Genomic DNA, 24,431 nt, shown 5'->3' on the forward strand with positions numbered 1-24,431 from the left:
GGAGCTCGGTTACTCCTCGTCGAGATCCGCCAGCAAGTCTTCGAGCCGCTCGATCTGCTCCGTCGCCTCCGGTGGCAGGCCGTCGATCGCGGCCTGCGTCGCGGTTCGCGCTTCGGCGGGGCGGCCCAGTTCGACCAGCAGCCGGGCCCGCAGGCTCGCGGCGATCGCGGCCTCGGTGGTCGCGCCGAGGGCCAGGAACAGTTCGACGGCCGCGGTCGCCCGGGGCAGCGCCTGTTCAGGCTGTTCCGCGAAAGCCAGCAGCTTGCCGCCGTTCAAGGCGACCATGGCTCGTTCCCAGAGGACCGGCGGCTCGTCGCCTTCGAGGTCCGCGGCGCTCGTTTCCGCTTCGGCCAGCACTGAGAAGGCCTGGTCCGATTCCTTCGCCCACTGCCACGACAACGCTGCCTGACGGAGGTTGCGCACGGTGTCGACCGGGATTTCGGCCGTCCTGAAGTGCTCCGCGGCGCGCTGGTAGGACTCGGCGGCCTCGCCGTCGCGGTCGAGTTCGTCGAGGATGTCGCCGATGGTCTCGGCCGCCTGTCCGGCCGCGGGCTCATTGCCCGCCGCGGCGAAATGCCCGAGCACCTGCTCCAGCAGGACCAGCGCCGGATCCCGCTGGTCGAGCGTGCGGTGCGCCCCGGCGAGCAGGAAGCGCGCCCTGGCCAGTTCGTCCTCGTCGCCGTCCTTCTCCAGGACCTCGATCGCGGCCTCGGCAGCGTCGGCGGCGGTCAGCGCGTCTCCGGCGCGTCCGGCCGCGGCGGCCAGCCCTAGCTGGGCGAGCGCGGCACCGGCCACGTCCCCGGCCTCGGTCAGGTCGGCGACCTCGCCGCGGCAGTGGTCCACCGCCTCCTCCAGCAGGTCGAGGTCGGACGCGAGCAACCCGAGGGTGTGCCGCACCTGGGCGCGCAGGCCCGGGGTGACGGCGGACTCGGCGCGCCGCACCGTGGCGTAAGCCGCCTCGAGGTCGCCGGTCGCGGCGGTCATCCGCCCGGCCATGAGCCGGGCATGCGCCTCCTGATCGGCGAACCCGGCCTCGGCGAACAGCTCCGCCGCGCGTCCGACCGGTTCGCGTGCCTCGTCCAGACGGCCGCTGCGAGCGGTGAGTTCGCCGCGCAGCAGCAAAAGCCGGGCGGTCAGGTCAGCGGGTATCTCAGTGGCGGCTGCGTCGGCGCGGCCGAGGATCTCGAACGCGGCGTCGAGGTCGTCGGTCACGGCGAACGCCATGGACCACCGCAGCAGTGCGCGGACGTGCTGTTCCTGGTCGCCGAGCCCGGCGAGCGCCTCCGCGGCGCCGGAGAGAACGGCGAGGGCGGCTTCGGGTTCGCCCCGTTCGAGACGCGCGAGCCCGGCCTTGCTCGCCGCGGCGTGCCGGGCGACCTCGGCACCCTCGGCCGCGAACAGTTCGGCCGCGCGCAGCCAATCGCGCTCGGCGGCTTCGGGGTCGGAGTCCACGGACGAACTCGCGGATCCGGACAGCCGCCGGGCGAGCAGCGATCCGGCCGGTTCCGGGCACAGCTCGTCGAATTTCGCCCAGACAGCTTCGGCAGCTTTGTCTTCACTGCGCCGGATGTGTTGCTCGGCGAGGCCGGCCAGCTCTTCGGGAGTGTCCGGAAGGGACGGTGCGGCGGACTCCGGCGGCGGGGAAACCGGACGCGGGCTGGTCGAGGACAGCGGCAGTCGGTCCACGATCGGCTCGGCGGCGAGGACGGCGCGGATCAGGTCGCTCTGCTCGCCGGTCCCGTTCCGGGCGTCGAAGCGGGCCGCGATGCCCAGTGCGCGTTCGGAAAGCTCGTCGTGCAGTGCCTGGACGGAAACCTCGCCGTCGGGCCGCCGCACGGTCGTGCCGCGGTGCCCGGAATCGGCGACCAGCCGCAGGTTCAGCGCCGCGGCCGCGCAGAACTCCATCTCGACGTACGGGGAGGGCGCCTCGCCGAGCCAGCCGAGATGCCGTTCGAGGATTTCCAGCCCGCGCACGTGGTTCCCGGTGAGTGCGCAGAACTCGAGGTGGCGCGGGATGAGGTCCAGGTCCAGCCGGTTGTGCCGGATCGTGCGGTACACCTGCCGATGCGCCCGCGCCGCCTCGTCCAGCCGTCCGGTGCGGACGAACGGAAGCAGCAGCTTCGAGAGGATCCACTTCGGCTGCTCGCTGCACGCGAGCGTGCCGCCGAGCACCGGTTCGGCGACCGCGACGGCCTCCTCGAACCGGCCGTAGCGGCTGAGGTGGCCGACCTTGCCGGACGGCTCGCAGCCGACGCAGTCCGACATCTCGCCGCGCGGAGCCGCGTGCCAGAGCCGGTACTGCTCGACGGCCGTTTCGTGGTCGCCGACGTGCCGCGCCACGATCTGCCGGTGCTGGTGCACCGGGTTCATCGTGTACCCGGCCGCCCGGTACCTGCGCTCCATGTCGTCGAGCACGGCGTACGTGCGGTCCAGCGGCACCTCGGGGAAATCGGTCAGCGACGCGACGATGGATTTGAACGACCAGAAGAGGAGGTAGTCCCACCCTTCGTTGCCCTCGCCCTTGTCGTGCTTGGCGAGGCACCAGGCGAACGGCACGAACGACTTCGCCGGCTCGCCGCCGTTCGTGTACGCGCGGACGAGCGAGAGCCGGGCGGCGTACTGCAGGTCCGCCATGCCCTCGGCGTCGGCGCTCCGGACCAGGCTCTCCGTCGCGGCGATCTGGCCCTTGCCGAAGGGGAGCGCCCTGGCCGACCCCAGCCGGCTCCACAGGTCCTGTTCGGTCGGTGCGGTCATCAGTTCTCCCGGTTCGGGACGGCGTGGTCGAGAAGGCCGAGGAAGGCCCGGTTGAGCAGCGCGGAGTCGGCGGGCCGGAGCGGGTGCCTGCCGAGCAGCAGCGCCTGTCCGTAGAGGGATTCGACGGCCAGCGCCGTCAGTTCCGCGTTCTCCAGCCGGGAAATGCGCCGCACCAACGGGTTCCGGTAGTTGAGCACGAGCTGCGGGCGGTCCCGTTCCGGCTTTTCGAAGGCCGAGAGCACCCCGGCCCACAGCTCGTCGACGGTCTCCTTGGTCGCGCGCAGTTCGCCGGCGAACGCGGCGGCGCGGTCGACGAGATAGAGCACCGGGAGCGACGCGGGCTCGAACTCGCGCAGCACCACCTCGCAGCCGAGCCGGTCGACGCAGCGTTGCGCGGCCGCGACGAACGGACGGACCGCCAGGGCGGTGTCCGGGTCGAGGTCGGCGAAGGCGGTGGTGAGGTCGCTCGGGTCGAGCCGGTCGACGCGCACCTCCGGTTCGAGCGCGCGGACGCGTTCGACGAGTTCGCTGTCGTAGGTGTAGCCGCCGTTGATCACCGGCAGGTTCTGCGCGGCCGCGACACCGGCCAGCTGGTCGAATTCGTCGGCGGTCGCGCAGTAGCGGAGCACGCCGTAGCGCGCGCGGAACTCGGCGAGCGTCATCCGGCCGACGTTCGTTTCCAGCGGCCACCACTCGTCGACCAGCCGCAGCATGTCGTCGTCGTGCACCGCGAGCGCTTTGACGCCGAGGTGATGGATCTTGAGGAACTGGTTCAGCCGCTGCGGACTCGTCGCCGAGAGCCCGACGAGCCAGCCGCGCAGCTGCTCGCCGAGCGCTTCGCGGGTCGCGGCGAGCTGATCGTCGTCATACAGCGCCTCGCGGCTCGCGGTGGGCCGCAGCTCACCGGTGTCCACGACGCAGCGGGCGAAGAACGCCCAGTCCGGCAGCAGCCCGGGCGCGTTCTCCGCGAGCAGCATCCGCTTGAGGTACACGCGATGCCCGGCTTGCTCGGCCGGGTTCGCCGGGAACGGCAGCACGTAGGCGACGCCGGTCAGCCCGGCCTCCGGCACGTCGAGGTCGACGATGTCGAACGGAGTGAAGCCGAGCACCTCCTGCGCGTAACCGACGAGGTCCGCGGATCGGTGCCCGGGGGAGCGTTCATCGGCCTGCCACGGGACGCCGTCGCCGCTGATCGCCTTGCCGTTCACGGTGATTTCGAACGGCAGCATCGAGCCGTACAGCGTCGCGAGATCAACGACCGTCGCCGGCACGAACCACTGCTCGGAGCCGCGGCGCGCGGTGAGGGTGACGGTGGTGCCGATCGTGTCCCGTTCGCCGGGCCCGACGGCGTAGGTGCCGTCCGAACGGCCGGTCCACGAGACGGCGGGAGCGCCGGTCGCGGAGCGGGTGACGACGCGGGTCTCGTCGGCGACCAGGAACGCGGACAGCAGCCCGATCCCGAACTGGCCGAGGAAATCCCGGCGGCCGTAGCCGAGTTCGTCCCGTTTGGAGCTGCGGCCGATCGTCGCGAGCAGTTCGTGCACCTGCGCCTCGGTCAGGCCGATGCCGGTGTCGGTGATCCGCAGCGTCCCGTCGCCGACGTCGATCGCGATCGCGGCGGGCGCGGCGGCGTCGGCAGCCTTTCGCGCGGTGACCGCGTCCACGGCGTTCTGGAGCAGTTCCCGCACGTACACGCGCGGACTGGAATAAAGGTGCTGGCTCAGCAGGTCGACGACCCCGCGAAGATCCACCTGGAAACTACGGTTCACCCGTGCTCGACTCCTGTGCTGTGGCGGGAAGGGAGATCTGCCCGGCACATCCGCCGTGCGCGCCCGGTCGTTACCGTATCGGCGGAACCCGGTGCGTGACATCGGTTTTCGCGAGCCGGCCCCGGCCGCGGGCGAGCACCGCCGGGGCAGGGCGAAAGCGAGTTGCGGCGACGGGTTAACCTGGAGTCAGCAAGGCGTCGATCCGGCTATCACCGGGGAGCCTCCGGAAGAACCGGGCGCCCGCCGCCCGCAGTAGAACCGGACGGGTGCGGCCCGTGACAGCCGCGCGAACGAGTGGCCCGGGAGCAGCGTGCCGGGCAAGCGGGGTGGTACCGCGTGACGCGCGAGCGTCTCGTCCCCGTGTGGGCGGCCGCCGGTCGCCCGTACGAGCGACGAATGCGAGGAGCACCCGGATGTACCCCCAGGCTTCGCCGGGCGGAGAGACCACGGTCCCGTCCCAGCCGTCGTTCCCCGCGCTGGAGGAGAGCGTCCTCGCGTACTGGGAGAGCGACCGGACCTTCCAGGCGACCGTCGACGCCCGTCCCGAGGGCACGAACGGCGACAACGAGTACGTCTTCTACGACGGCCCGCCCTTCGCCAACGGCCTCCCGCACTACGGGCACCTGCTCACCGGGTACGTCAAGGACATCGTCCCGCGCTACCAGACGATGAAGGGCAAGCACGTCGAGCGGCGGTTCGGCTGGGACACCCACGGCCTGCCCGCCGAACTCGAGGCGATGCGGCAGCTCGGGATCACCGAGACGCACGAGATCGAAGAGATGGGCATCGCGAAGTTCAACGAGGCTTCGCGCGAATCCGTGCTGCGCTACACCGACGAATGGCGCGAGTACGTCACCCGCCAGGCCCGCTGGGTCGACTTCGACAACGACTACAAAACGCTCGACGTCACCTACATGGAATCGGTGCTCTGGGCGTTCAAACGGTTGTGGGACAAGGGACTCGTCTACGAGGGCTACCGCGTCCTGCCCTACTGCTGGCGCGACGCGACGCCGCTGTCCAACCACGAGCTGGGCATGGACGCCGACGTCTACCGCAACCGCCAGGACCCGGCCGTCACAGTCGGTTTCCGCCTGGAGGGCAACGACAACGAGCTCGACGGCACCTACCTGCTGATCTGGACCACGACTCCGTGGACGCTGCCGTCCAACCTCGCGACCGCGGTGCACCCCGAGGTGCGGTACGTCGTGGTGGAAAGCGACGGCAAGCGGTTCCTGCTCGCTGAGGAGCGCGTGGCCGCGTACGCCCGCGAACTGGGCGAGGAACCGGCCGTCGTCGCGCGCTACACCGGCGAGCAGTTGCTCGGATCCCGTTACGCGCCGCCGTTTCCGTACTTCGTGGGCACGGAGAACGCGCACCGTGTCCTGTCCGCGGACTACGTCACCACCGAAGACGGCACCGGCGTCGTGCACATCGCGCCCGCCTACGGCGCCGAGGACAAGGTGGTGACCGACGCGGCCGGGATCGCCCCGGTGACGCCGGTGGACGACCACGGCAAGTTCGACGACACCGTGCCGGACTACGCCGGGCAGCAGGTGTTCGACGCGAACCCGAACATCGTGAAGGACCTCAAGAACGGCACCGGCGGCGCGGCGCGCCAGGGCGCGGTGCTGCTGCGGCACGAGACCTACGACCACTCGTACCCGCACTGCTGGCGCTGCCGGAACCCGCTGATCTACCGCGCGGTGTCGTCGTGGTTCGTCGCGGTGACGCAGTTCAAGGACCGGATGGTCGAGCTGAACCAGCAGATCACCTGGTACCCGGAGAACGTCAAGGACGGCCAGTTCGGCAAGTGGCTCGAGAACGCCATCGACTGGTCGATCTCCCGCAACCGCTACTTCGGCACGCCGATCCCGGTGTGGCGCAGCGACGACCCGGCCTACCCGCGGATCGACGTCTACGGCTCGCTGGACGAGCTGGAGGCCGACTTCGGGGTGCGGCTGGACAACCTGCACCGGCCCTACATCGACGAGCTGACCCGGCCGAACCCGGACGACCCGACCGGCCGCTCCACCATGCGCCGCGTGCCGGACGTGCTCGACGTGTGGTTCGACTCCGGGTCGATGCCGTACGCCCAGGTGCACTACCCGTTCGAGAACGCCGACTGGTTCGAGCACCACTACCCGAGCGATTTCATCGTCGAGTACATCGGGCAGACCCGCGGCTGGTTCTACCTGCTGCACGTGCTCGCGACCGCGCTGTTCGACCGGCCCGCGTTCCGCACCTGCGTGTCGCACGGCATCGTGCTCGGCTCCGACGGCCAGAAGATGTCGAAGTCGCTGCGGAACTACCCGGACGTCAACGAGGTCTTCGACCGCGACGGGTCCGACGCCATGCGGTGGTACCTCATGGCGAGCCCGATCCTGCGCGGCGGCAACCTCGTCGTCACCGACCGGGGGATCCGCGACGCCGTCCGCCAGGCCGTGCTGCCGCTGTGGAACTCGTACTATTTCCTTGCCCTGTATGCGAATGCCGAAGGCAAGCAGGGGCAGTGGCGCACGGATTCCACGCACCTGCTCGACCGGTACGTGCTGGCGAAAACGCACGAGCTCGTCACCGACGTCGAGTCCGCGATGGACGGTTACGACATCGCGGGCGCCTGCCAGACCGTGCGGGACTTCCTGGAAGTGCTGACGAACTGGTACGTCCGCCGTTCGCGCGACCGCTTCTGGGCGGGCGAGCAGGACGCGATCGACACGCTGCACACGGTGCTGGAGGTGACCTGCCGGGTCATCGCGCCGCTGCTGCCGCTCACCACGGAAACGGTGTGGCGCGGGCTGACCGGCGGCCGTTCGGTGCACCTGACCGACTGGCCGAACGCGCTCGACCTGCCCGCCGACGCGGCGCTGGTGACCGCGATGGACAAGGTGCGGCAGGTGGCGTCGTCGGCGCTGGCGCTGCGCAAGGCGAACAAGCTGCGGGTGCGGCTGCCGCTGGCGAAGCTCGTGGTGGCGGCCGAGGACGTCGAGCCGCTGCGCGGGTTCACCGAGATCCTGCGGGACGAGGTGAACGTGAAGTCGGTGGAGCTGACCGCCGACGTCGCGGCGCACGGCACGTTCGAGGTCGCGGTGAACGCGCGGGCGGCGGGGCCGCGGCTGGGCAAGGCCGTGCAGCAGGTGATCAAGGCGGTCAAGGCGGGCGACTGGACGACGAACGCCTCCGGTGCGGTCGTGGCGGCGGGCGTCGAACTGGTCGAGGGCGAGTACGACCGGCGCCTGGTGGCGGCCGGCGGCGGCGCGGCGGCCGAGCTGCCCGGCGGGGCCGGTCTGGTCGTGCTGGACACCGAGGTCACCGAGGACCTGGCGGCCGAGGGCCTTGCCCGCGACCTGGTCCGCGTCGTGCAGCAGGCCCGCCGCGAGGCCGGTCTCGACGTCGGGGACCGGATCTCGCTGACCGTGGACGCTCCCGGCGAGGTGGCGGACGCGGTGCGCAAGCACGAGGAGTTCGTGGCCTCCGAAACGCTCGCGACGTCGGTGTCCTACGGCGAGGTGGCCGAGGGCTTCGACGGCACGGTCGGCGAGGGCGTGAAGGTCCGCGTGGCAGTCGCGAAGGCGTGAGCGCCCGCGCCCTGACGGCATAAGCGAAGAGTTCGACGCCGTGCTGGCCGCGATCGGGCAGGCCCAGGTCCGTGAGGGGAACCCTGAGGGACTCTGATTCCCTCGGGGTTCCCCTCACGGACGTCGGGCAGGCGCGCCATCGGCCCAGCCGTGCCTCCGTCTGACGGACCACCGAGCTGCGCCGCGCGGGGAAGCGTCTGCTAGGGATTTCCCATGACTTCAGAAGCCGCCGCCGAACCGGCCGCCCAGGGGCTGGCCGCCGGCTTGCGCCAGCGGCACCTCGCCATGCTCGCGATGGGCGGCGTGATCGGTTCGGGATTGTTCGTCAGCTCCGGCGTCGGGATCAAGCTCGCCGGGCCCGGAATCGTGCTGTCCTTCGTGCTCGCGGGCACGCTGGCGATGCTGGTCATGCGCATGATGGCGGAAATGGCCGCCGCGATCCCGGCCAGCGGGTCGTTTTCGGTGCACGCCGAGCGCGCGTTCGGGTCGTGGGCCGGGTTCGCCATCGGCTGGCTGTACTGGGCCGCGCTCGTCGTCGTGCTCGCCGTCGAGGCGACCGCGGCCGCGATCATCGTCAACAGCTGGCTGCCGGGCATTCCGCAGTGGGTGCTGGTCCTGATCTTCATGGCGGTGCTGACCGCGATCAATTTCACCGCGGTGTCCCGGTTCGGCGAGCTCGAGTTCTGGCTGGCGCTGATCAAGGTCGTCGCGGTGGTGGCTTTCCTGGTCCTCGGCGTGCTCGCGTTCCTCGGCGTGCTCCCGGGCACTTCCTTCGTCGGCACCGACAATCTCCTCGGCCACGGCGGCCTGCTGCCCAACGGGTGGCAGGGCGTCGGCACCGGATTGCTCGCCGTCGTCTTCACCTTCGGCGGCCTGGAAGTGGTGACCATCGCCGCCGCGGAGTCCGACGATCCCGCGCACGCCGTCGGCAGGACGGTGCGCAACGCGGTCGTGCGGATTTCGGTGTTCTACGTCGGTTCCATGCTGGTCATCGTCTCGCTCCTGCCGTGGACGAGCGTCCAGGCCGGACAGAGCCCGTTCGCCGCGGTGCTCGAACGCATCGGGATCCCGGCGACCGGGCAGATCATGAACGTCGTCATCCTGTTCGCCCTGCTGTCCACGCTGAACACCAACATGTACGGCGCGGCGCGCATGGTGTACTCGCTGGCCCAACGCGGACACGCCCCGCGCGCACTGACCAAAGTGGACCGAAGCGGCGTGCCCGTCTTCGCCGTCGCGGCTTCGGTGTTGTTCGGCTTCGTGGCCGTGGCGCTCAACGCGCTCTGGCCGGACACCGTCTTCCAATACCTGCTGAACGCGGTCGGCTCGGTGCTGCTGATCGTGTGGATCCTGGTGGCGTGCACCCAGTTGCGAGTGCGCCGTCAGCTGGAGCGCACCGCGCCGGAGAGCCTGACTGTGCGGATGTGGGGCTTCCCGTATCTGACCTGGGTCACCCTCGTCGCGATGGTGGCCATCCTGGCAGTGATGCTCGGCGACCACGACGCCAGAATCCAGCTGATCAGCTCGGGAATCCTGGTCGCGGTGCTGGTCGTGGCCGGGATCTGGTGGCAACGCGCCCGCCAGAAGGCCGACCAGACTGTATAACGACCTATACAGCTCGGCGTTGATCACGAATTTGTCGCGTTCCCCGAGGTAACGCCCGGTTCCGTTCAGCGATGGGCAAGCTGAGCCAGGGACGCGGGCGGACCGCGTGGGGCGAGGGGGATGCGACGGTGAGTCCTGCCGGAAAGAAGGGCGTGCTGATCGGCGGCGCGCTGGCCGTGGTCGGGATCGTGGTGGCAGCGCTCGTGCTGCTCAACGGCGGGGGATCGACGGCGGCCTCGTCAGGCTCGGAGCCTGCGTCGACCGCCGCGCAGCCCAACGACCCGACGTCAGCGGCCCGCGAGTATCTGGTCGCCTTCGGCGCGAAAGACGCCGACACCGCCAGCAAGGCCACCGATGCTCCGACGGACGCCTCTTCCGCGCTGCAAGACGCGTGGGCGACGCTTCGGCCCACACAGCTGACCGCCAAGCTCGGCGACGTCGGCGCGGCGCAGGGCGACAAGGCCACGGCGGCCTACACCATCACCTGGAATCTCGGCCCCGGCCGCACCTGGACGTACGACGGCAGCCTCGGCCTTGTCCAGACGCAGGGCAAATGGCGGGTCCACTGGGCGCCGACGGTGCTGCACCCCAAGCTCGTCGCCGGGCAGCGGCTGGCGATCGCGTCCTCGGACGTTCCGGCGGTGGTCGACCGCGACGGCAAGCCGCTCGTCGTCTCCGGCAGCGGCGGGCTGAAACTGGCTGACGACAAGGCGTTCCCGCTGCTCCGTTCGGCGCTCACCGGGCACGGGCAGGCGTCCGAAGCCTTCGCGGTCGAGCGCGTGGACGCGTCGGGCAAGAGCCAGGAGACGCTCTTCGGAAACCCTGAAGGCGACCACAAACCTGCCGCCGCTGGGCTCAGCCTCGCGACCCAGAACGCGGCTCAGGCGGCGGTGGACGGGTATCGCGGCAAGGCGGTCCTCGTCGCGATCCAGCCGTCTTCCGGCGATTTGCTAGCGGTGGCGCAGAACAGCAACGTCACCAATGCGGCGTCGGCGTTCAGCGGCCAGTACGCGCCCGGCTCGACGTTCAAGATCGTCACCGCGACCGCGGCGCTGGAAGCGGGGCTGGTCACGCCGGATTCCTCGGTTCCGTGCCCGCTGACCGACCGGATCGGCACCCGCACGCTCTCCAACGAGGGTTTCGACCTCGGCACGACCACTGTGCACAAGGCGTTCGCGAAGTCCTGCAACACCACGTTCGCCCGGCTCGCGTCGCAGCTGCCCGCCGACGGGCTCGCGAAGGCGGCCACCCAGTTCGGCCTCAACGCCGACTTCGGGATCAGCGGCCTGTCCACCGAGCTGGGCCGCGTCGATCCCGCGGCGAACGCGGATGAGCAGGTCGAGGACGGCATCGGGCAGGGAAAGGTGCAGGTCAGCCCGATGGGAGCGGCGGTGATGGCGGCGACCGCGGCGTCCGGGCGCGCGGTCGTGCCGCGGCTGTGGGCGGACGGCACCAAGGTCAACACCGGCTACACCCCGCCGCCGGGCTCGGTGCTGTCGGCGTTGCGCGGGATGATGCGCGAGGTCGTCACCGGCGGCACGGCGACCGGGCTGTCGCACTCCGGCTCGGTGTTCGGCAAGACCGGCACCGCGCAGTTCGGCGACGGCGCGGAGGCGCACGGCTGGTTCGTCGGCTATCGCGGCGACTTGGCGTTCGCGGTCTTTCTGGAGGGGGCCAACGACTCCAAACCGGCCGTCTCGCTGGGCGCGAAGTTCCTCGACGCGCTGTAGCGGCTCAGTTCGGCCGCGGCCGAAGCGTCGCCGCTCTACCGTAGGAGCATGGAAACCGTCGCACTGGCCGAAGTCGCCGCCGTGCTCGCTGATCCGAGCCGCGCGACCATGTGCCTCGCGCTGCTCGACGGCCGCACGTGGACGGTCGGCGAACTGGCCGCAGCCGCGCGGATCGCGGTCTCGACGGCCAGCGAGCACGTGACACGGTTGGCCGAGGCCGGGTTCGTGGCCCGGGTGAAGCAGGGGCGGCACGCGTACGTCCGGCTCGCGAATCCGCGGGTTGCGGAGTTGATCGAGCATCTGGCGCAGCATGCCGAACTGAAACGGCCGTCCGGGCTGCGGACTTCGTTGCGGGTACAGCGATTGTCCTTCGCGCGCAGTTGTTACGACCATTTGGCGGGGACGCTCGGGGTCGCGTTGCGGGACGGGATGGTCGATCGGGGGCTGATCGACGTGTCGGACGGGCTCGCGCTCACCGACACCGGACGCGAGGTGCTGGCCTATCTCGGCGTGGCGGTCCCGGATCGGCCGCGCCGGCCGCTGCTGCGCGACTGTCTGGATTGGACAGAGCGGCGCGAGCACCTCGCCGGCGCGGTCCCGGCGGCGGTGCTGGAGCGAGCGGTCGAAGCGGGATGGCTGACCCGGGACCAGCAGCGCGCGGTCCGGGTTTTGCCGGGCGCGAGGGGACCGTTCGCCGCGCTCGGTGTCGATCTCGCGACGGTGAGTGCCGCCGAGGCGTCGTAACACACGTTGGTGGTCCCCCGCACCGGTGGTGCGCGCTCGGGAACCGGACACTGCCTCACTATTCTGGACGCCTGCGGGCGACCGGGAGGGAGGCGGGCGAATGGACGAGCTTCCCATGGTGCTGGGCGTCGGCGCGCTGGTTCTGGTCGTCTCGGTCGTCGCGGTGCGGGTGTCCATCCGGCTCGGATTCCCGTCGCTGCTGCTGTATCTCGGGATCGGCGTCGTGCTCGGCGAGGCCGGATTCGGCATCCGCTTCGACAATCCGGCGCTCACCCAGTCGCTCGGGCTCGCCGCGCTCGTCCTGATCCTCACCGAAGGCGGGCTCACCACGCGCTGGTCCGCGGTGAAACCCTCGCTGGGGCCCGGAATCCTGCTGTCCACAGTGGCCGTGGTGATCAGCATCGCGGTCACCGGCGCGGCTCTGCACTGGCTGCTCGGCCTCGACTGGCGGCTCGCCCTGCTGTGGGGTGCGGTCCTCGCGTCCACCGACGCCGCGGCGGTGTTCTCCGTGCTGCGCACCGCCGGGGTCGGCAAACGGCTCGTCGGCGCGCTGGAACTGGAATCCGGCATCAACGACGCGCCCGCCTACATCGCGGTCGTCGTGCTCGCGTCCGGCGAGGCGGTCGACTGGTCGCTGCCGCTGCTGGTGGTCTACGAGCTGCTCACCGGTCTCGTGCTCGGCCTCGCCTTCGGCTGGCTGGGCGCGCAGGCGCTGCGCCGGGCCGCGCTCCCGGCCACCGGTCTGTATCCGCTCGCCACGGTGGCGGTGTGCGTGCTCGCGTACTCCTCGGGGCAGCTCGCGCACGCGTCCGGCCTGCTCGCCACCTACGTCGCCGGCCTGGTGCTGGGGAACTCCAAGCTGCCGCACCGGTCGGACACCCTGTCGTTCGCCGAAGGGCTCGGCTGGCTCGCGCAGATCGGCTTGTTCGTGCTGCTCGGCCTTTTCGCGTCGCCGACCCGGCTGCTCGAAGCGCTGATTCCGGGCCTCGTCGCGGGCGCGGTGGTGCTGCTGCTCGCCCGGCCGCTGTCGGTGGTCCTGTCGCTGCTGCCGTTCCAATTGCCCTGGCGAGATCAGGCGTTCCTGTCCTGGGCCGGCCTTCGCGGCGCGGTGCCGATCGTGCTCGCGATGATCCCGCTGTCCGAAGGCGTGCCCGGCGCGCAACGGCTCGTGGACGCGGTTTTCGTGCTCGTCATCGTGCTCACCGTGCTGCAAGGCGCGACGCTCAGCCCGCTTGCGCGGATCCTCGGGCTCACGAAGGCGGCGCAGGCGCACGAGATCGAGGTCGACTCCGCGCCGCTCGACGAACTCGGCGCGGAACTGCTGCAAGTGCGCATCCAGAAGGGCTCGAAGCTGCACGGCGTGTACCTGTCGGAGCTGCGGCTGCCCGCCGGTGCGACGGTCAGTCTCGTGGTGCGCGGCGGTACGGGCTTCACGCCGCAGAAAACGAGCCGGTTGCAGGTCGAAGACCAGCTTCTGGTGGTCACGACCGCCGCCGACCGCGACGCGACCGAACGGCGGATCCGGGCGGTCGACCGGGCTGGCCGCCTCGCCCGCTGGCACGGGGAATCCGGGGCCTGATCCTTCTGTCCTTTGTGGACACTGCTTGTGACCGCTGTCTCAGATCACGAGACGGGGCTGGTTTCTTTCGCCGGTTGTCCGCTATCGTCGGTTTCAGGTCATGAGTGCCAGCGCGAAGCCCCGGCTTGCTGGCCGGCAACCCTCCTACCGCGGTGGGGTGCCCCGGGTGAGGACCAGGCCGGTCGCGCAGCGCGACGGGCAAGCGCGGGCCCCTCGCCGGGGGTCCCCCGGAACGCCGAGGAGGCGCCGTCATGACTCTCGCACTCGACCGGTCCACGGAAACTGTTGTTCCTGCCGTTCCCCCTGTGGCCGGTGCGTCGCTGCGGGTGCCGTTGGTGACGGGCGGCGACATCGGTTACGCCAATCTTGATCACGCGGCCAGCGCGCCTTGTCTGGACGCGGTCCGGTCGGCGGTGGACGAGTTTCTTCCCTGGTATGCCAGCGTGCATCGTGGTGCTGGGTTCGCTTCGCAGGTTTCTACGCGGTTGTACGAGCGGACTCGTGGTGTGTTGCGTCGGTTTGTGGACGCTCGTAGTGGGGATTCGGTGATCTTCACTCGCAATACGACTGATGCGTTCAATCTGCTGGCGAAAGCGTTGCCGCGTAAGACTTCTGTGGTTGTTTTCGACAGTGAGCACCATGCGGCGTTGCTGCCTTGGCGCGGGCCGAATGTCCGGCGGGTGCAGTTGCCGCGCACTCGGCTTGCTGCGGTGTCCGTTGTGGACGAAGCCCTGGCGGAATGTCCGCAGGGGCCTCGGTTGGTGGTTGTCGCTGGGGCGTCGAATGTGACTGGTGAGTTGTTGCCGGTGGCGGAGATTGCCGCGGTGGCTCGGAAGCATGGGGCTCGGGTGGCTCTTGACGCCGCGCAGTTGGCTCCGCATCGGCGGATTTCGTTGCGGGAGTTGGATGTCGACTACGTGGCGTTGTCCGGGCACAAGCTGTACGCGCCGTTCGGGGCTGGGGCGTTGGTCGGGCGCAGTGACTGGTTGCGGGCTGCTGAGCCGTATCTGGCCGGTGGTGGGGCGACCAAGCTGGTGACTGAGGAAGCTGTCGTGTGGAACAGCGGCGAGGAGCGGCACGAGGCTGGGTCGCCTAATACCGTTGGGGTGTATGCGTTGGGGGTGGCTTGCGAGCAGTTGGCGGCGCAGTGGGAGGCCATCGGGGCGCATGAGGCTGCATTGCTGGAGCGGTTGCGCAAGGGGCTGGCCGGGCTGCCTGGGTGTGCCGAGTTGCGGTTCTTTGACGCGCCGGTGGATCGGGTTGGCACGGTGAGTTTTGTTGTCGACGGGTTTGAGCCTGGGTGGCTGGCGGCGGTGTTGTCGGCTGAGTACGGGATTGGGGTGCGGGACGGGGCGTTCTGCGCTCATGTGGCTGCTCGGCGGTTGATTCGCGAGGCCGGCGGCGAGGGGCAGCAGGCGGTTCGGGTGAGTCTCGGGTTGGGGAGTACCGAGGAGCACGTGGACCGGTTGGTGCTGGCTTTGCGGCAGATCGTGGCTCGGGGAGCTCGGTGGGAGTACGCGAAGGTTGACGGGCGGTGGGCGCCGGTGGGGGATACTCGGGAGTTGCCGGGGTTTTGTGTTTGATTAGGCCGGTTTGCGGGTGCCGGTTTGCGGGTGCCGGGGTGGTGGGGCCGGGTTTCGGGGGTTGCTCACCAAGCTGTGTTTTTGGCGTCGGCTCCGCCGCCGCGGGCGGGATCGCTTTTAAGCCGGCGTTTGGGGGCTGCCCGGCGTGAGGGGCCTTCGGCCTGTCACGCCGGGCAGCCCCCAAACGCCGGCGCGATCCCGCGTGGTGGGCAAGTTGGGTTTGCCCGGCTGGGTGTTGGCAAGTTGGGTTTGCTGGGCTGGGTGTGGTCGAGTTGGGGTTGCCGGGTCTAGGGGTGGGCTAGTTGGGCGTTGCAGGCTGAGTGGATTGCTTCTTTGATTTGCTCTTCCGGGCGGCCCCAGGGCTGGTCCCATTCTTCGTCCAGCATCCAGGCTTGCGCTAGCGGCAGGTTGACGACGCTGTCGGAGTAGTTGGTGCGGACGATGATGGTGTGCAGGTCGTTCAGCAGGGCGCGTTCGGTTAGGTGGCCGTTCAGGAGCAGTTGGGCCAGGTGGGTGAAGGCTGTTTGGGCTGCGTCGGCTGGGGTGGGGATGGGGGTGTGGCAGTCGGCTAGGGCGGACTGTTGCACGTCGTGGATTTCCCGCGGTTCGGTGTGGGAGAGGCCTGCCAGGTGGCGTAGGTGTTCGCCGTCCTCTCCCTCGGCTAGCCAGTGGGCTGCCCACAGGGGGAGGTCGTTCGTGGGGGAGAGGTCCAGGGCGATCCAGGCGGCGGCTACGGCGGGGGCGGGGATCTCGGCGGGCATGCAGTGAGGATGGCGGGGAGGGGCGCGGCGAGACGACTGAATTTGGGTCCGGGACTGCCGCTGTGACCTGGTTGGGCGCGGTTGTGGACAATGGGGGTGTGAGCACCGATCCTTCGCCGTCCGAATCCGAGGTCGAGCCGTCTGCGGAACCGCCTGAGCAGGGGGCTGCCGAGGAAAGCGCGCCGCTGCCCAAACGGCGGGTCTGGGTGGTGTTCGCGGTCGCGGCGCTGCTGTGGGCGATCGACCTGCTCACGAAGAACCTCGTGGTCGCCAATCTCGAGGGCAAAGAGCCCAAGCCGATCCTCGGCGGGCTGATCTACCTGCAGGTCATCCGCAATCCGGGTGCCGCGTTCTCGATGGCGACCGGCATGACCTGGGTGCTCGCGCTGGTCGCGACCGGCGTCGTGATCGCCATCGTGTGGATCTCGCGCAGGCTGCGCTCGGTCGGCTGGGCGATCGGCCTCGGGCTCGTGCTCGCCGGCGCGCTCGGCAACCTCACCGACCGGTTCTTCCGCGAGCCCGGACCGCTGCGCGGGCACGTCGTGGACTTCATCTCCGCGTTCGCGCCCAACGGGCAGGGCTTCGCGATCTTCAACATCGCCGACTCCGCAATTTGCGTCGGCGGCGCGCTGATCGTGCTGCTGTCCCTGCTCGGCAAGGACTACGACGGCACCACCACCCGTGGCAAGAAGAAGGAATCCGAGTGAGCGCGCGCATGCTGCCCGTCCCCGACGGGCTCGACGGGATGCGCGTCGACGCCGGGCTCGCCAAACTGCTCGGGCTCTCCCGCACCGTCGTCGCGGACCTCGCGGCAGCGGGCGACGTGCTCCTCGACGGGCATCCCGCGGGCAAATCGGACCGGCTGTCCGCGGGCGGGCTGCTCGAGGTGACGCTGCCGGAACCGGAACGTCCGGCGGAAATCGTCGCGGAGCCGGTCGACGGCATGAAGATCCTGCACGATGACGACGACATCGTGGTGATCTCGAAACCGGTCGGCGTCGCCGTGCACCCCAGCCCCGGCTGGACCGGCCCGACGGTCGTCGGCGGACTCGCCGCGGCCGGGCTGCGCATCTCGACGTCCGGCGCGGCCGAGCGACAGGGCGTCGTGCACCGGCTCGACGCGGGCACCACCGGGGTGATGGTGGTGGCCAAGAGCGAGCACGCGTACACCGTGCTGAAGCGTGCGTTCAAGGAACGGACCGTCGATAAGGGCTACCACGCCGTGGTGCAGGGCCACCCCGACCCGACGCGCGGCACCATCGACGCCCCGATCGACCGCCATCCGCGGCACGACTACAAGTTCGCGGTCGTCGCGGGCGGACGGCCGAGCGTCACGCACTACGAGGTGGTCGAGGCGTTCCGGGCGGCTTCGCTGGCGCACGTGAAGCTGGAAACCGGGCGCACCCACCAGATCCGCGTGCACTTCTCCGCGCTGCGCCACCCGTGCGCTGGGGACCTGACCTACGGAGCGGACCCGGTGCTGGCCCGGAAGCTCGGCCTGACGCGGCAGTGGCTGCATGCGCGGACGCTGGGTTTCGCGCATCCGGCGGACGGCCGATGGGTGGAGTTCGAGGCGGAGTACCCGGACGATCTGGCCAGTGCGCTGGAGATCCTGCGGGACGGGAACTAGCTGACCGCCCAGGTCAAGGTGCGCTCGTCCGGCTCAGGACGCGGGCTCCAGCGCACCGAGACCACCCGCGTCGCGGTCGGAAGGACGTAGACGGTGTGCCCGCCGAGCGTCTCGCCCGGCTGCACGCCGATCTTGTGCGGCGGCCGTGACGTCAGCGAAACCGGGGCTTTCGCAATGGCCTCGCCGCTGTCGGTGACCAGTTCGAGATAGTTGTCCGGCAGCGAGGCGAACGGAATCGGCCCCCGATTGGTGATCTCGGTGTGGACGACAACCGAGCGCTCGCCGTCCTCGAGCCGGTAGCCGGCCGCGCCGAACAGGAAGTCGGCGGGATCCTGGACTTCCAGCAGTTGCACGGAAAGCTGTTCCCCTTCGAGCCCCTGCGACTGCATCGTCTCGCCGATCCGCCCCTGCTTCGCCGGTGCGGCGGCGGGCTTCGGGTCGTCGCCGCGGGCCCAGGAAGCGGTCTGCGGGACGCCCCACGTGCTGACGGCCGGGTCCGGAGCCGGGTACGGCCCGGACTGTCCATTGTAGACGTTCGCAGGGGCGGGCATTCCGGTCTGCGCGGGGGAATAGGCGCCGGACATCCCCGGGATCCCGTTGGGCACAGGGGGATACGCACCCGAAATCCCGGCCGGTCCGGGGGCGTACGCGCCGGACACTCCCGGTGCCGCGGCGGGAATCCCGGGCGGGTAGGCGCCGGTAGTCCCGGGGCCGGGCATGCCGGGCTGCCCCGGCGAACCTGGCCCGGTCACGGGAATCCCGGTGTGCCCCGGTGGGTACGCGCCGGAGGTTCCCGGTCCGGGCATGCCGTGCTGCCCTGGCGGATGCGGGCCGGAGGTCCCGGGACTGGGCATGCCGTGCTGGCCCGGCGGATGCGGGCCGGAGGTCCCGGGACCGGGCATGCCGTGCTGGCCTGCCGGATGCGGGCCGGAATGCCCCGGCATCCCGGGCGATTCGTGTATCCCGGCCTGCCCTGGCGAGTGCGGACCGGACGCGCCGGGAGAGCCGCCCGGCATACCCGGAGGCGGTGCCATCCCGGCCAACCCGCCCGAGGCCGGAATCCCGGACGACGCCGGGCCGCTGGGCATCGGCGTCCCGGGCGGACCGGAGGGTGCGGCAGGTCCGGACGGCATAGATCCCGGTGCCGAAGCGGGGCTGGACGGCATCGAGCCGGGCATCCGGGAAGCCCCCTGCACCGGCGCGGCGGGGAACGGCACCGACCCGGGCCCGCCGCCCGGATACCCCGGAGCCTGCGGACGCTGCCACGAAGCCTGAGCCCCCGAAATCGCGGCACGAAGACCGTTGGGGTCGCTTTCGACCCCGACCAGCAGCGGCAACCCGCTGCCGGACAGCGCGACCAGCCGGTACGCGACCTCCCGCGGATCCATCCCGACCTTCGCCGCCAGCTCGTGCACAGCCCCCTTGCCCAGCTCGGCGAGCGCGGCGAGCAGGCGGATGTCGGCGGGATCGGTCACGGCCACTCCGGCAACGCTACCGCCTCGCCCGCCGGACCCGGCCGCACCACCGCGCCCGGCGTGCCCCGCGCCACCGCGCCGGATAGCTGAACACCGCTGGCCGGGGAGCCTGGCGGGGTTGTGTCTCCGGGGAGCGGCCGACGCGGAACCGGCGCCCGCGCCCGGCGTGCCTCGCGCCGGATAGCTGAACACCGCTGGCCGGGCAGCCTCGCGGGTCGTGCCTGCGGGGAGCGGCCGACGCGGAACCGGCGCCCGCGCCCGGCGTGCCTCGCGCCGGATAGCCGAACACCGCTGGCCGGGGAGCCTGGCGGGTCGTGCCTCCAGAGCGCAGCTGACGCGGAACCGGCCCCGCCCACCCTCTCCGCGTCCCTGCCCCGGCCAGGGGCGGCGCCCTTCCCGCTTCCCACGCGCCCGAGCGGCGACAACCGGCCGAGGCCCGAGACGCGGAACCGGCCCCCGCAACGAACCGCGTGCCGAAGCCGCCTCCCTCCCAGCCCCCTGACCAGCTCCTCCGCAACGCCCCAGGTTCCACGGCCCGGAACGTTCCTGCGCCCGGAAGAAGGCCGTCGCCCCGGGACACGGGCGTCGTCGCCCCCGTCTCGATTAGGGTCGGAATCGCACCTTCTCCGCCTACCCTGGGGGTCACCGCCGATGTCCGTCGTTTCCGATCTCGCCGACGAGCTCGTCGAGGCGTCGTTCGACCACGAACCGCTCGACGCCGCCATTCTCGGCATCCGGCCGGACGCGCCGGGGCTCGGCGATCCGTCGGCCGCGGCGGAGGCGGCGTTCCGCGCGAAGCTCGCCGGCATCCGGGAGCGCGCCGAGGCGATCGACCCGGCCGGGCTCGACGCCGCCGATCGCGTCACTCGCGACGTCCTGCTCAGCTCCGTCGACGGAAACCTCGACCGGATGGACAGCCGGGTCGTCGACTTCACCGTCACCGACCTCTTCGTCGGCCCCGCCTCCGGGCTCCTGTCCGCGCTGCCGATGGTCACCGTCACCGCCGAAACCTCCGAGGCGCATCTCGGCAGGCTCAGCGAGATCCCCGAGTACCTCCGCGCGGTCGCGCAACGCCACCGCGACGGGATCGCCGCCGGTCTCCTGCCGATCGAACGCCTGGTCAAGGCCGCGATCGCGCACCTCGACCGCTACCTGGCCGAGCCCGAAAACGACCCGCTGCTGCGCCAGCCCGCCCCGGACGAGGGCTTCGCCGTCCGCCGCGAGCAGATCCTCCGCGAGGTCGCCCGGCCGGGCTTCCGCGAGTACCGCGACTTCCTCGAGGCCGAGGTCCTCCCGCACAGCCGCCCGGACGACAAGGGCGGCGTCTCCTGGCTCCCCGGCGGCGACGAGATCTACGCCCGCCTCGCCCGCACCCACACCACCAGCAACCGCACCCCGCAGGAGCTGCACGACACCGGCCTCGCGGTGATCGCCGGCCAGGTCGAGCAGTACCAGGCCCTCGGCGAGCGCGTGTTCGGCACCCGCGAGCTGCCGGAGATCTTCGAGCGGCTGCGCACCGACCCGAAGCTCCGCTGGACGAGCGCCGAAGACCTCCTCGAAACCGCCCGCACGGCGATTTCCCGCGCCGAGGCCGAGGCGCCGAACTGGTTCGGCCACATCCCGCAGCACCCGTGGACCGTCGAGGCGGTGCCGGAGGATTCCGCGCCCGGCGCGCCCCCGGCGTACTACATGCCGCCCGCCGCCGACGGGTCCCGGCCGGGCGTCTACTTCGCCAACACCCACCAGTCCACCGAGCGGTTCCGGCACACCGCCGAGGTCATCGCGTTCCACGAGGCGATCCCGGGCCACCACTTCCAGCTCAGCACCGCGCTCGACCTCACCGATCTGCCGCTGCTGCGCCGCGTCGGCAACTTCACCGCGTACGCCGAGGGCTGGGGCCTCTACACCGAGCGCCTCGCCGACGAGATGGGCCTGTACTCCGACGACGTGTCGCTGCTCGGCATGCTGACGATGGAGTCGATGCGGGCCGGGCGGCTGGTCGTCGACACCGGCCTGCACGCGCTGGGCTGGAGCCGCCAGCAGGCGGTCGACTACCTGCTGGAGCACACGCCGATGGCGCAGGTCGAGATCGAATCCGAGGTCGACCGGTACCTCGGCTTCCCGGGCCAGGCGCTCGCGTACATGGTGGGGCGGCTGGAAATCGAGCGGCTGCGCAAGCAGGCCGAACAGCGGCTCGGCAGCCGTTTCGACATCAAGGCGTTCCACGACACGATCCTCTCCGGCGGCTCCCTGCCGCTGTCGGTGCTGGACGCCGTGGTCACCGAGTGGGTGGCTGGCCACGGCGACACCGTCCTCGGCTTGGCCGACGAGCTGGTCGAGCTGAGCTTCGAGGCGGAACCGCTGGAGCGGACCGTCCTCGGACTTCCCGGCGACCACAACAAACTCGCCGACCCGAGTCTCGCCGCGGCCGAGCGCCACCGGGCCGCGTACGCCGCGATCGCCGAGCGCGCCGACGCGATCGATCCGGCCGGGCTGACCGCGTCCGAGGTCATCACGCGCGAGGTGGTCCGCACCCACGCCCGCGGCGCGATCGACACGATCGACTCGCGGCTGTCCGGCTTCGCGGTGAGCGACGGGTTCAGCGCGCCCGCGCTGAACCCGGTCACCATCCTCCCCGCGCTGGTCCCGGACGACGCGGACAAGGCCCGCGACTACCTCGCCCGGCTGGCGGCGGTCGGCGGCTTCCTCGACGGCGTGATCGAGGCCCAGCGGACGACCGTCGCGGACGGGTTCGCGCCGCCGGACTTCCTGGTGCGCATCGGAATCGAGTACGTCGAGCGCTATCTCGCGAACGAGGAGGGCGACCCGTTCCGCGTCACGCCTGCGGTCGAGGTCGAGGGCTTCGCGGCGGAGCGCGACCGGCTGCTCGCCGAGGTCGTGCGGCCCGCGTACCGGCGCTACCGCGACTTCCTCGCCGAGGAGGTGCTGCCGGTTTCGAAGACGGACAGCCAGCCGGGCATCAGCCACCTGCCGGGCGGGCTGGAGAAGTACCAGGGCCTGATCCGCGTGCACACCACCACCGACCGCACCGCGCAGGAGTTGCACGACACCGGCCTGCGGATGGGCGAGAAACTGGCCGAGGAGTACCGCGAACTGGGCACGCGCGTGTTCGGCACCGGGGAGCTGGCGGAGATCTTCGACCGCCTCCGCAACGATCCGGAGCTGCGCTGGCGCGACGGCGAGGAGCTGCTGGAAGGCGCGCGGGCGGCCATCGTCCGAGCAGAAGCTGTTGCCCCGCAATGGTTCTCCCGGGTGCCGGATGCGAAGTGCGAGGTCGAGCCGGTCCCGGAGGCGGACGCGGCGAGCGGCACCATCGCCTACTACCTGCAGGCCGCGTTCGACGGTTCCCGCCCCGGCACGTACTACGCGAACACCTACGAGGCGAATTCGCGGCCGCGCTTCACCAGCGAGGGGATCGCGTTCCACGAAGCCGTTCCGGGACACCACTTCCAGCTCACCTTCGCGCAGGAACTCACCGATCTGCCGTTGCTGCGCCGGATCGCGCCGTTCAACGCCTACATCGAGGGCTGGGGCCTGTACGCGGAGCGTCTCGCCGACGAGATGGGCCTGTACTCCGACGACGTCGCCCGCTTCGGCATGCTCGCCCAGGACTCCATGCGGGCCGGGCGGCTCGTGGTCGACACCGGCCTGCACGCGCTGGGCTGGAGCCGCCAGCAGGCGGTCGACTACCTGGTGGAGAACACGCCGATGGCGAAGATGGAGATCGAGGCCGAGATCGACCGGTACGTCGCGAATCCGGGCCAGGCGCTGAGCTACATGGTCGGACGGCTGGAAATCCAGCGCGTCCGCGCCGAGGCCGAAAAGGCGCTCGGCGACCGGTTCGACATCCGCGCGTTCCACGACGTCGTACTGGGCAACGGAATTCTCCCGCTGTCCACATTGGACACGGTGGTCGGCGCGTGGATCGCGGAGGCCTCTGCGTGACCTGGCTCGACCTTCCGGCCGACACCCTTTTCGGTCTCGACAACCTGCCCTACGGCGTCTTCTCGCACGGCGAGCGGACCCGGCGGGCCGGCGTCGCGGTCGGAGACCAGGTGCTCGACCTGAGCGCGGCGGCCGAGGGGGAGCCCTTCGGCCGCCTGCTCGGCGCGGGCGTGCTGAACCCGTTGCTCGCCGCCGGCCCGGACGTCTGGGCCGGCGTGCGGGCGCGGGTCCGCGAATGGCTCAGCGAACCGCGCCACGCCGACCGGATCCGGCCGCATCTGGTGCCCCGCGACGAAATCACCAGCCATCTGCCGGTGGAAGTCGCGGACTACGTCGACTTCTACTCCAGCGAGCAGCACGCGCTCAACGCCAGCCGGGTCTTCAGCGGCGGGGACGATCTGGTGCCGCCCAACTGGAAACACCTGCCGATCGGCTACCACGGCCGCGCGGGCACAGTCGTCGCGTCCGGCACTCCGGTGATTCGCCCGGCGGGGCAACGGAAACCGCGCAAGGCGGCCGAACCGTCGTTCGGCGGGTCCAAGCTGCTCGACTTCGAGGCGGAGGTCGGCTTCGTCGTCGGCGTGGGATCCGAACTGGGCGCTCCGGTGCCGATCGACGAGTTCCCTCGCCACGTCTTCGGCGTCTGCCTGGTCAACGACTGGTCGGCGCGGGACCTGCAGGGCTGGGAAATGCAGCCGCTCGGGCCGTTTCTCGGCAAATCGTTCGCCACCTCCATGTCGCCGTGGCTGGTCCCGCTCGCCGCGCTGGAGCACGCCCGGGTGCCGCAACCCGCGCAGGATCCGGAGCCGTTCGAGTACCTGCGCGGCACCGAGTCGTGGAGTCTCGACCTGGCGCTGGAGATCCGGATCAACGGCCACCTCGTGTCCAGCCCGCCGTTCGCCACCCAGTACTGGACGGCCGCGCAACAGCTCGCGCACCTCACGGTGAACGGCGCGAACCTGCGCACCGGCGACCTGTACGCGTCCGGCACGGTCACCGGCCCGGCGAAGGACCAGCGCGGCTCGCTGCTGGAGCTGAGCTGGGGCGGCCGCGAACCGCTCGCGGTCGGCGAGGAGACCCGAGCCTTCCTGGAGGACGGCGACGAGGTCGTCATCACCGCCTCCGCGCCTGGTCCAGCCGGTGCCCGGATCGGGTTCGGCGAGGTGCGCGGGACGGTGGCTCCCGCTGTGGTGTGACCCACGCCGTAGCGTCGTCACCCGAGCGGCCGCATAATGAGCAAACGCTTAGTCACAGTCGACC

Annotated in this window: 14 protein-coding genes and 1 riboswitch; of the genes, 10 read left to right on the plus strand and 4 right to left on the minus strand. The window is 70.8% G+C overall.

The features are described from left to right. Positions 1-9: 9 nt before the first annotated feature. Together ABD156_RS36575 and ABD156_RS36580 are read right to left on the minus strand one after the other, a co-directional pair. A complete protein-coding gene (locus ABD156_RS36575; protein WP_344284905.1) occupies positions 10-2,754 on the minus strand; it encodes an ATP-binding protein in 2,745 nt (914 codons plus the stop codon). Beyond that, a complete protein-coding gene (locus tag ABD156_RS36580; RefSeq protein ID WP_344284908.1) occupies positions 2,754-4,523 on the minus strand; it encodes an HSP90 family protein in 1,770 nt (589 codons plus the stop codon). The genes ABD156_RS36575 and ABD156_RS36580 overlap by 1 nt, the downstream gene beginning before the upstream one ends. Before the next feature lie 413 nt (positions 4,524-4,936). Between ABD156_RS36580 and ileS the strand changes: the two genes are divergently transcribed. The 6 genes from ileS to ABD156_RS36610 all read left to right on the plus strand — a co-directional run bounded on the left by ileS (position 4,937) and on the right by ABD156_RS36610 (position 15,339). Continuing rightward, a complete protein-coding gene (gene ileS, locus ABD156_RS36585) occupies positions 4,937-8,098 on the plus strand; it encodes an isoleucine--tRNA ligase (protein ID WP_344284911.1) in 3,162 nt (1,053 codons plus the stop codon). A 213-nt stretch (positions 8,099-8,311) separates the two neighbouring features. Beyond that, on the plus strand, positions 8,312-9,703 hold the full coding sequence (locus ABD156_RS36590) for an amino acid permease (protein WP_344284914.1): 1,392 nt from the start codon (positions 8,312-8,314) through the stop codon (positions 9,701-9,703). Between the two features lie 71 nt (positions 9,704-9,774). Beyond that, entirely contained in the window at positions 9,775-11,433 is a 1,659-nt protein-coding gene (locus tag ABD156_RS36595; RefSeq protein ID WP_344284917.1) for a penicillin-binding transpeptidase domain-containing protein, read from the plus strand. A 48-nt stretch (positions 11,434-11,481) separates the two neighbouring features. Further along, positions 11,482-12,177 (plus strand): ArsR/SmtB family transcription factor, encoded by a 696-nt coding sequence (locus ABD156_RS36600; protein ID WP_344284919.1) that lies wholly within the window; start codon positions 11,482-11,484, stop codon positions 12,175-12,177. Positions 12,178-12,277: 100 nt separating this feature from the next. Beyond that, positions 12,278-13,756, plus strand: a complete 1,479-nt coding sequence (locus ABD156_RS36605; protein ID WP_344284922.1) for a potassium/proton antiporter — start codon at positions 12,278-12,280, stop codon at positions 13,754-13,756. 96 nt (positions 13,757-13,852) lie between these two features. Then, a riboswitch (SAM riboswitch) is annotated at positions 13,853-13,967 on the plus strand. A 40-nt stretch (positions 13,968-14,007) separates the two neighbouring features. Next, positions 14,008-15,339: an aminotransferase class V-fold PLP-dependent enzyme gene (locus ABD156_RS36610; RefSeq protein ID WP_344284925.1), complete on the plus strand. Its 1,332-nt coding sequence runs from the start codon at positions 14,008-14,010 to the stop codon at positions 15,337-15,339. Positions 15,340-15,626: 287 nt separating this feature from the next. Here ABD156_RS36610 and ABD156_RS36615 read toward each other — a convergent pair whose 3' ends face one another. Beyond that, the gene (locus ABD156_RS36615; protein ID WP_344284928.1) at positions 15,627-16,100 is read right to left on the minus strand and encodes a hypothetical protein; all 474 of its coding nucleotides are present in this window, start codon (positions 16,098-16,100) and stop codon (positions 15,627-15,629) included. Between the two features lie 98 nt (positions 16,101-16,198). Between ABD156_RS36615 and lspA the strand changes: the two genes are divergently transcribed. Both lspA and ABD156_RS36625 read left to right on the plus strand, forming a co-directional pair. Next, positions 16,199-16,807, plus strand: a complete 609-nt coding sequence (lspA, locus tag ABD156_RS36620; protein ID WP_344284931.1) for a signal peptidase II — start codon at positions 16,199-16,201, stop codon at positions 16,805-16,807. Continuing rightward, entirely contained in the window at positions 16,804-17,730 is a 927-nt protein-coding gene (locus ABD156_RS36625; protein ID WP_344284934.1) for an RluA family pseudouridine synthase, read from the plus strand. The genes lspA and ABD156_RS36625 overlap by 4 nt, the downstream gene beginning before the upstream one ends. Here ABD156_RS36625 and ABD156_RS36630 read toward each other — a convergent pair. Beyond that, on the minus strand, positions 17,727-18,674 hold the full coding sequence (locus tag ABD156_RS36630) for an AsnC family protein (RefSeq protein ID WP_344285357.1): 948 nt from the start codon (positions 18,672-18,674) through the stop codon (positions 17,727-17,729). The two genes, ABD156_RS36625 and ABD156_RS36630, sit on opposite strands and share 4 nt — an antisense overlap. 1,182 nt (positions 18,675-19,856) lie before the next feature. Here ABD156_RS36630 and ABD156_RS36640 point away from each other — a divergent pair. Both ABD156_RS36640 and fahA read left to right on the plus strand, forming a co-directional pair. Beyond that, complete coding sequence (locus ABD156_RS36640) at positions 19,857-23,171, plus strand: DUF885 domain-containing protein (protein ID WP_344284936.1); 3,315 nt, start codon at positions 19,857-19,859, stop codon at positions 23,169-23,171. After that, positions 23,168-24,367, plus strand: a complete 1,200-nt coding sequence (gene fahA, locus ABD156_RS36645; RefSeq protein ID WP_344284939.1) for a fumarylacetoacetase — start codon at positions 23,168-23,170, stop codon at positions 24,365-24,367. The genes ABD156_RS36640 and fahA overlap by 4 nt, the downstream gene beginning before the upstream one ends. Positions 24,368-24,431 lie beyond the last annotated feature (64 nt).

The sequence above is a fragment of the Amycolatopsis albidoflavus genome, assembly GCF_039525725.1.
GTDB lineage: Bacteria > Actinomycetota > Actinomycetes > Mycobacteriales > Pseudonocardiaceae > Amycolatopsis > Amycolatopsis albidoflava.

Coding starts and splice junctions, on each gene's coding strand:
- ABD156_RS36605 (WP_344284922.1), top strand. CDS start 12,278: ATGGACGAGCTTCCCATGGTGCTGGGCGTCGGCGCGCTGGTTCTGGTC.
- ABD156_RS36615 (WP_344284928.1), bottom strand. CDS start 16,100: ATGCCCGCCGAGATCCCCGCCCCCGCCGTAGCCGCCGCCTGGATCGCC.
- ABD156_RS36590 (WP_344284914.1), top strand. CDS start 8,312: ATGACTTCAGAAGCCGCCGCCGAACCGGCCGCCCAGGGGCTGGCCGCC.
- ABD156_RS36600 (WP_344284919.1), top strand. CDS start 11,482: ATGGAAACCGTCGCACTGGCCGAAGTCGCCGCCGTGCTCGCTGATCCG.
- ileS (WP_344284911.1), top strand. CDS start 4,937: ATGTACCCCCAGGCTTCGCCGGGCGGAGAGACCACGGTCCCGTCCCAG.
- ABD156_RS36630 (WP_344285357.1), bottom strand. CDS start 18,674: ATGCCGGGGCATTCCGGCCCGCATCCGGCAGGCCAGCACGGCATGCCC.
- ABD156_RS36610 (WP_344284925.1), top strand. CDS start 14,008: ATGACTCTCGCACTCGACCGGTCCACGGAAACTGTTGTTCCTGCCGTT.
- ABD156_RS36640 (WP_344284936.1), top strand. CDS start 19,857: ATGTCCGTCGTTTCCGATCTCGCCGACGAGCTCGTCGAGGCGTCGTTC.
- ABD156_RS36575 (WP_344284905.1), bottom strand. CDS start 2,754: ATGACCGCACCGACCGAACAGGACCTGTGGAGCCGGCTGGGGTCGGCC.
- ABD156_RS36595 (WP_344284917.1), top strand. CDS start 9,775: ATGGGCAAGCTGAGCCAGGGACGCGGGCGGACCGCGTGGGGCGAGGGG.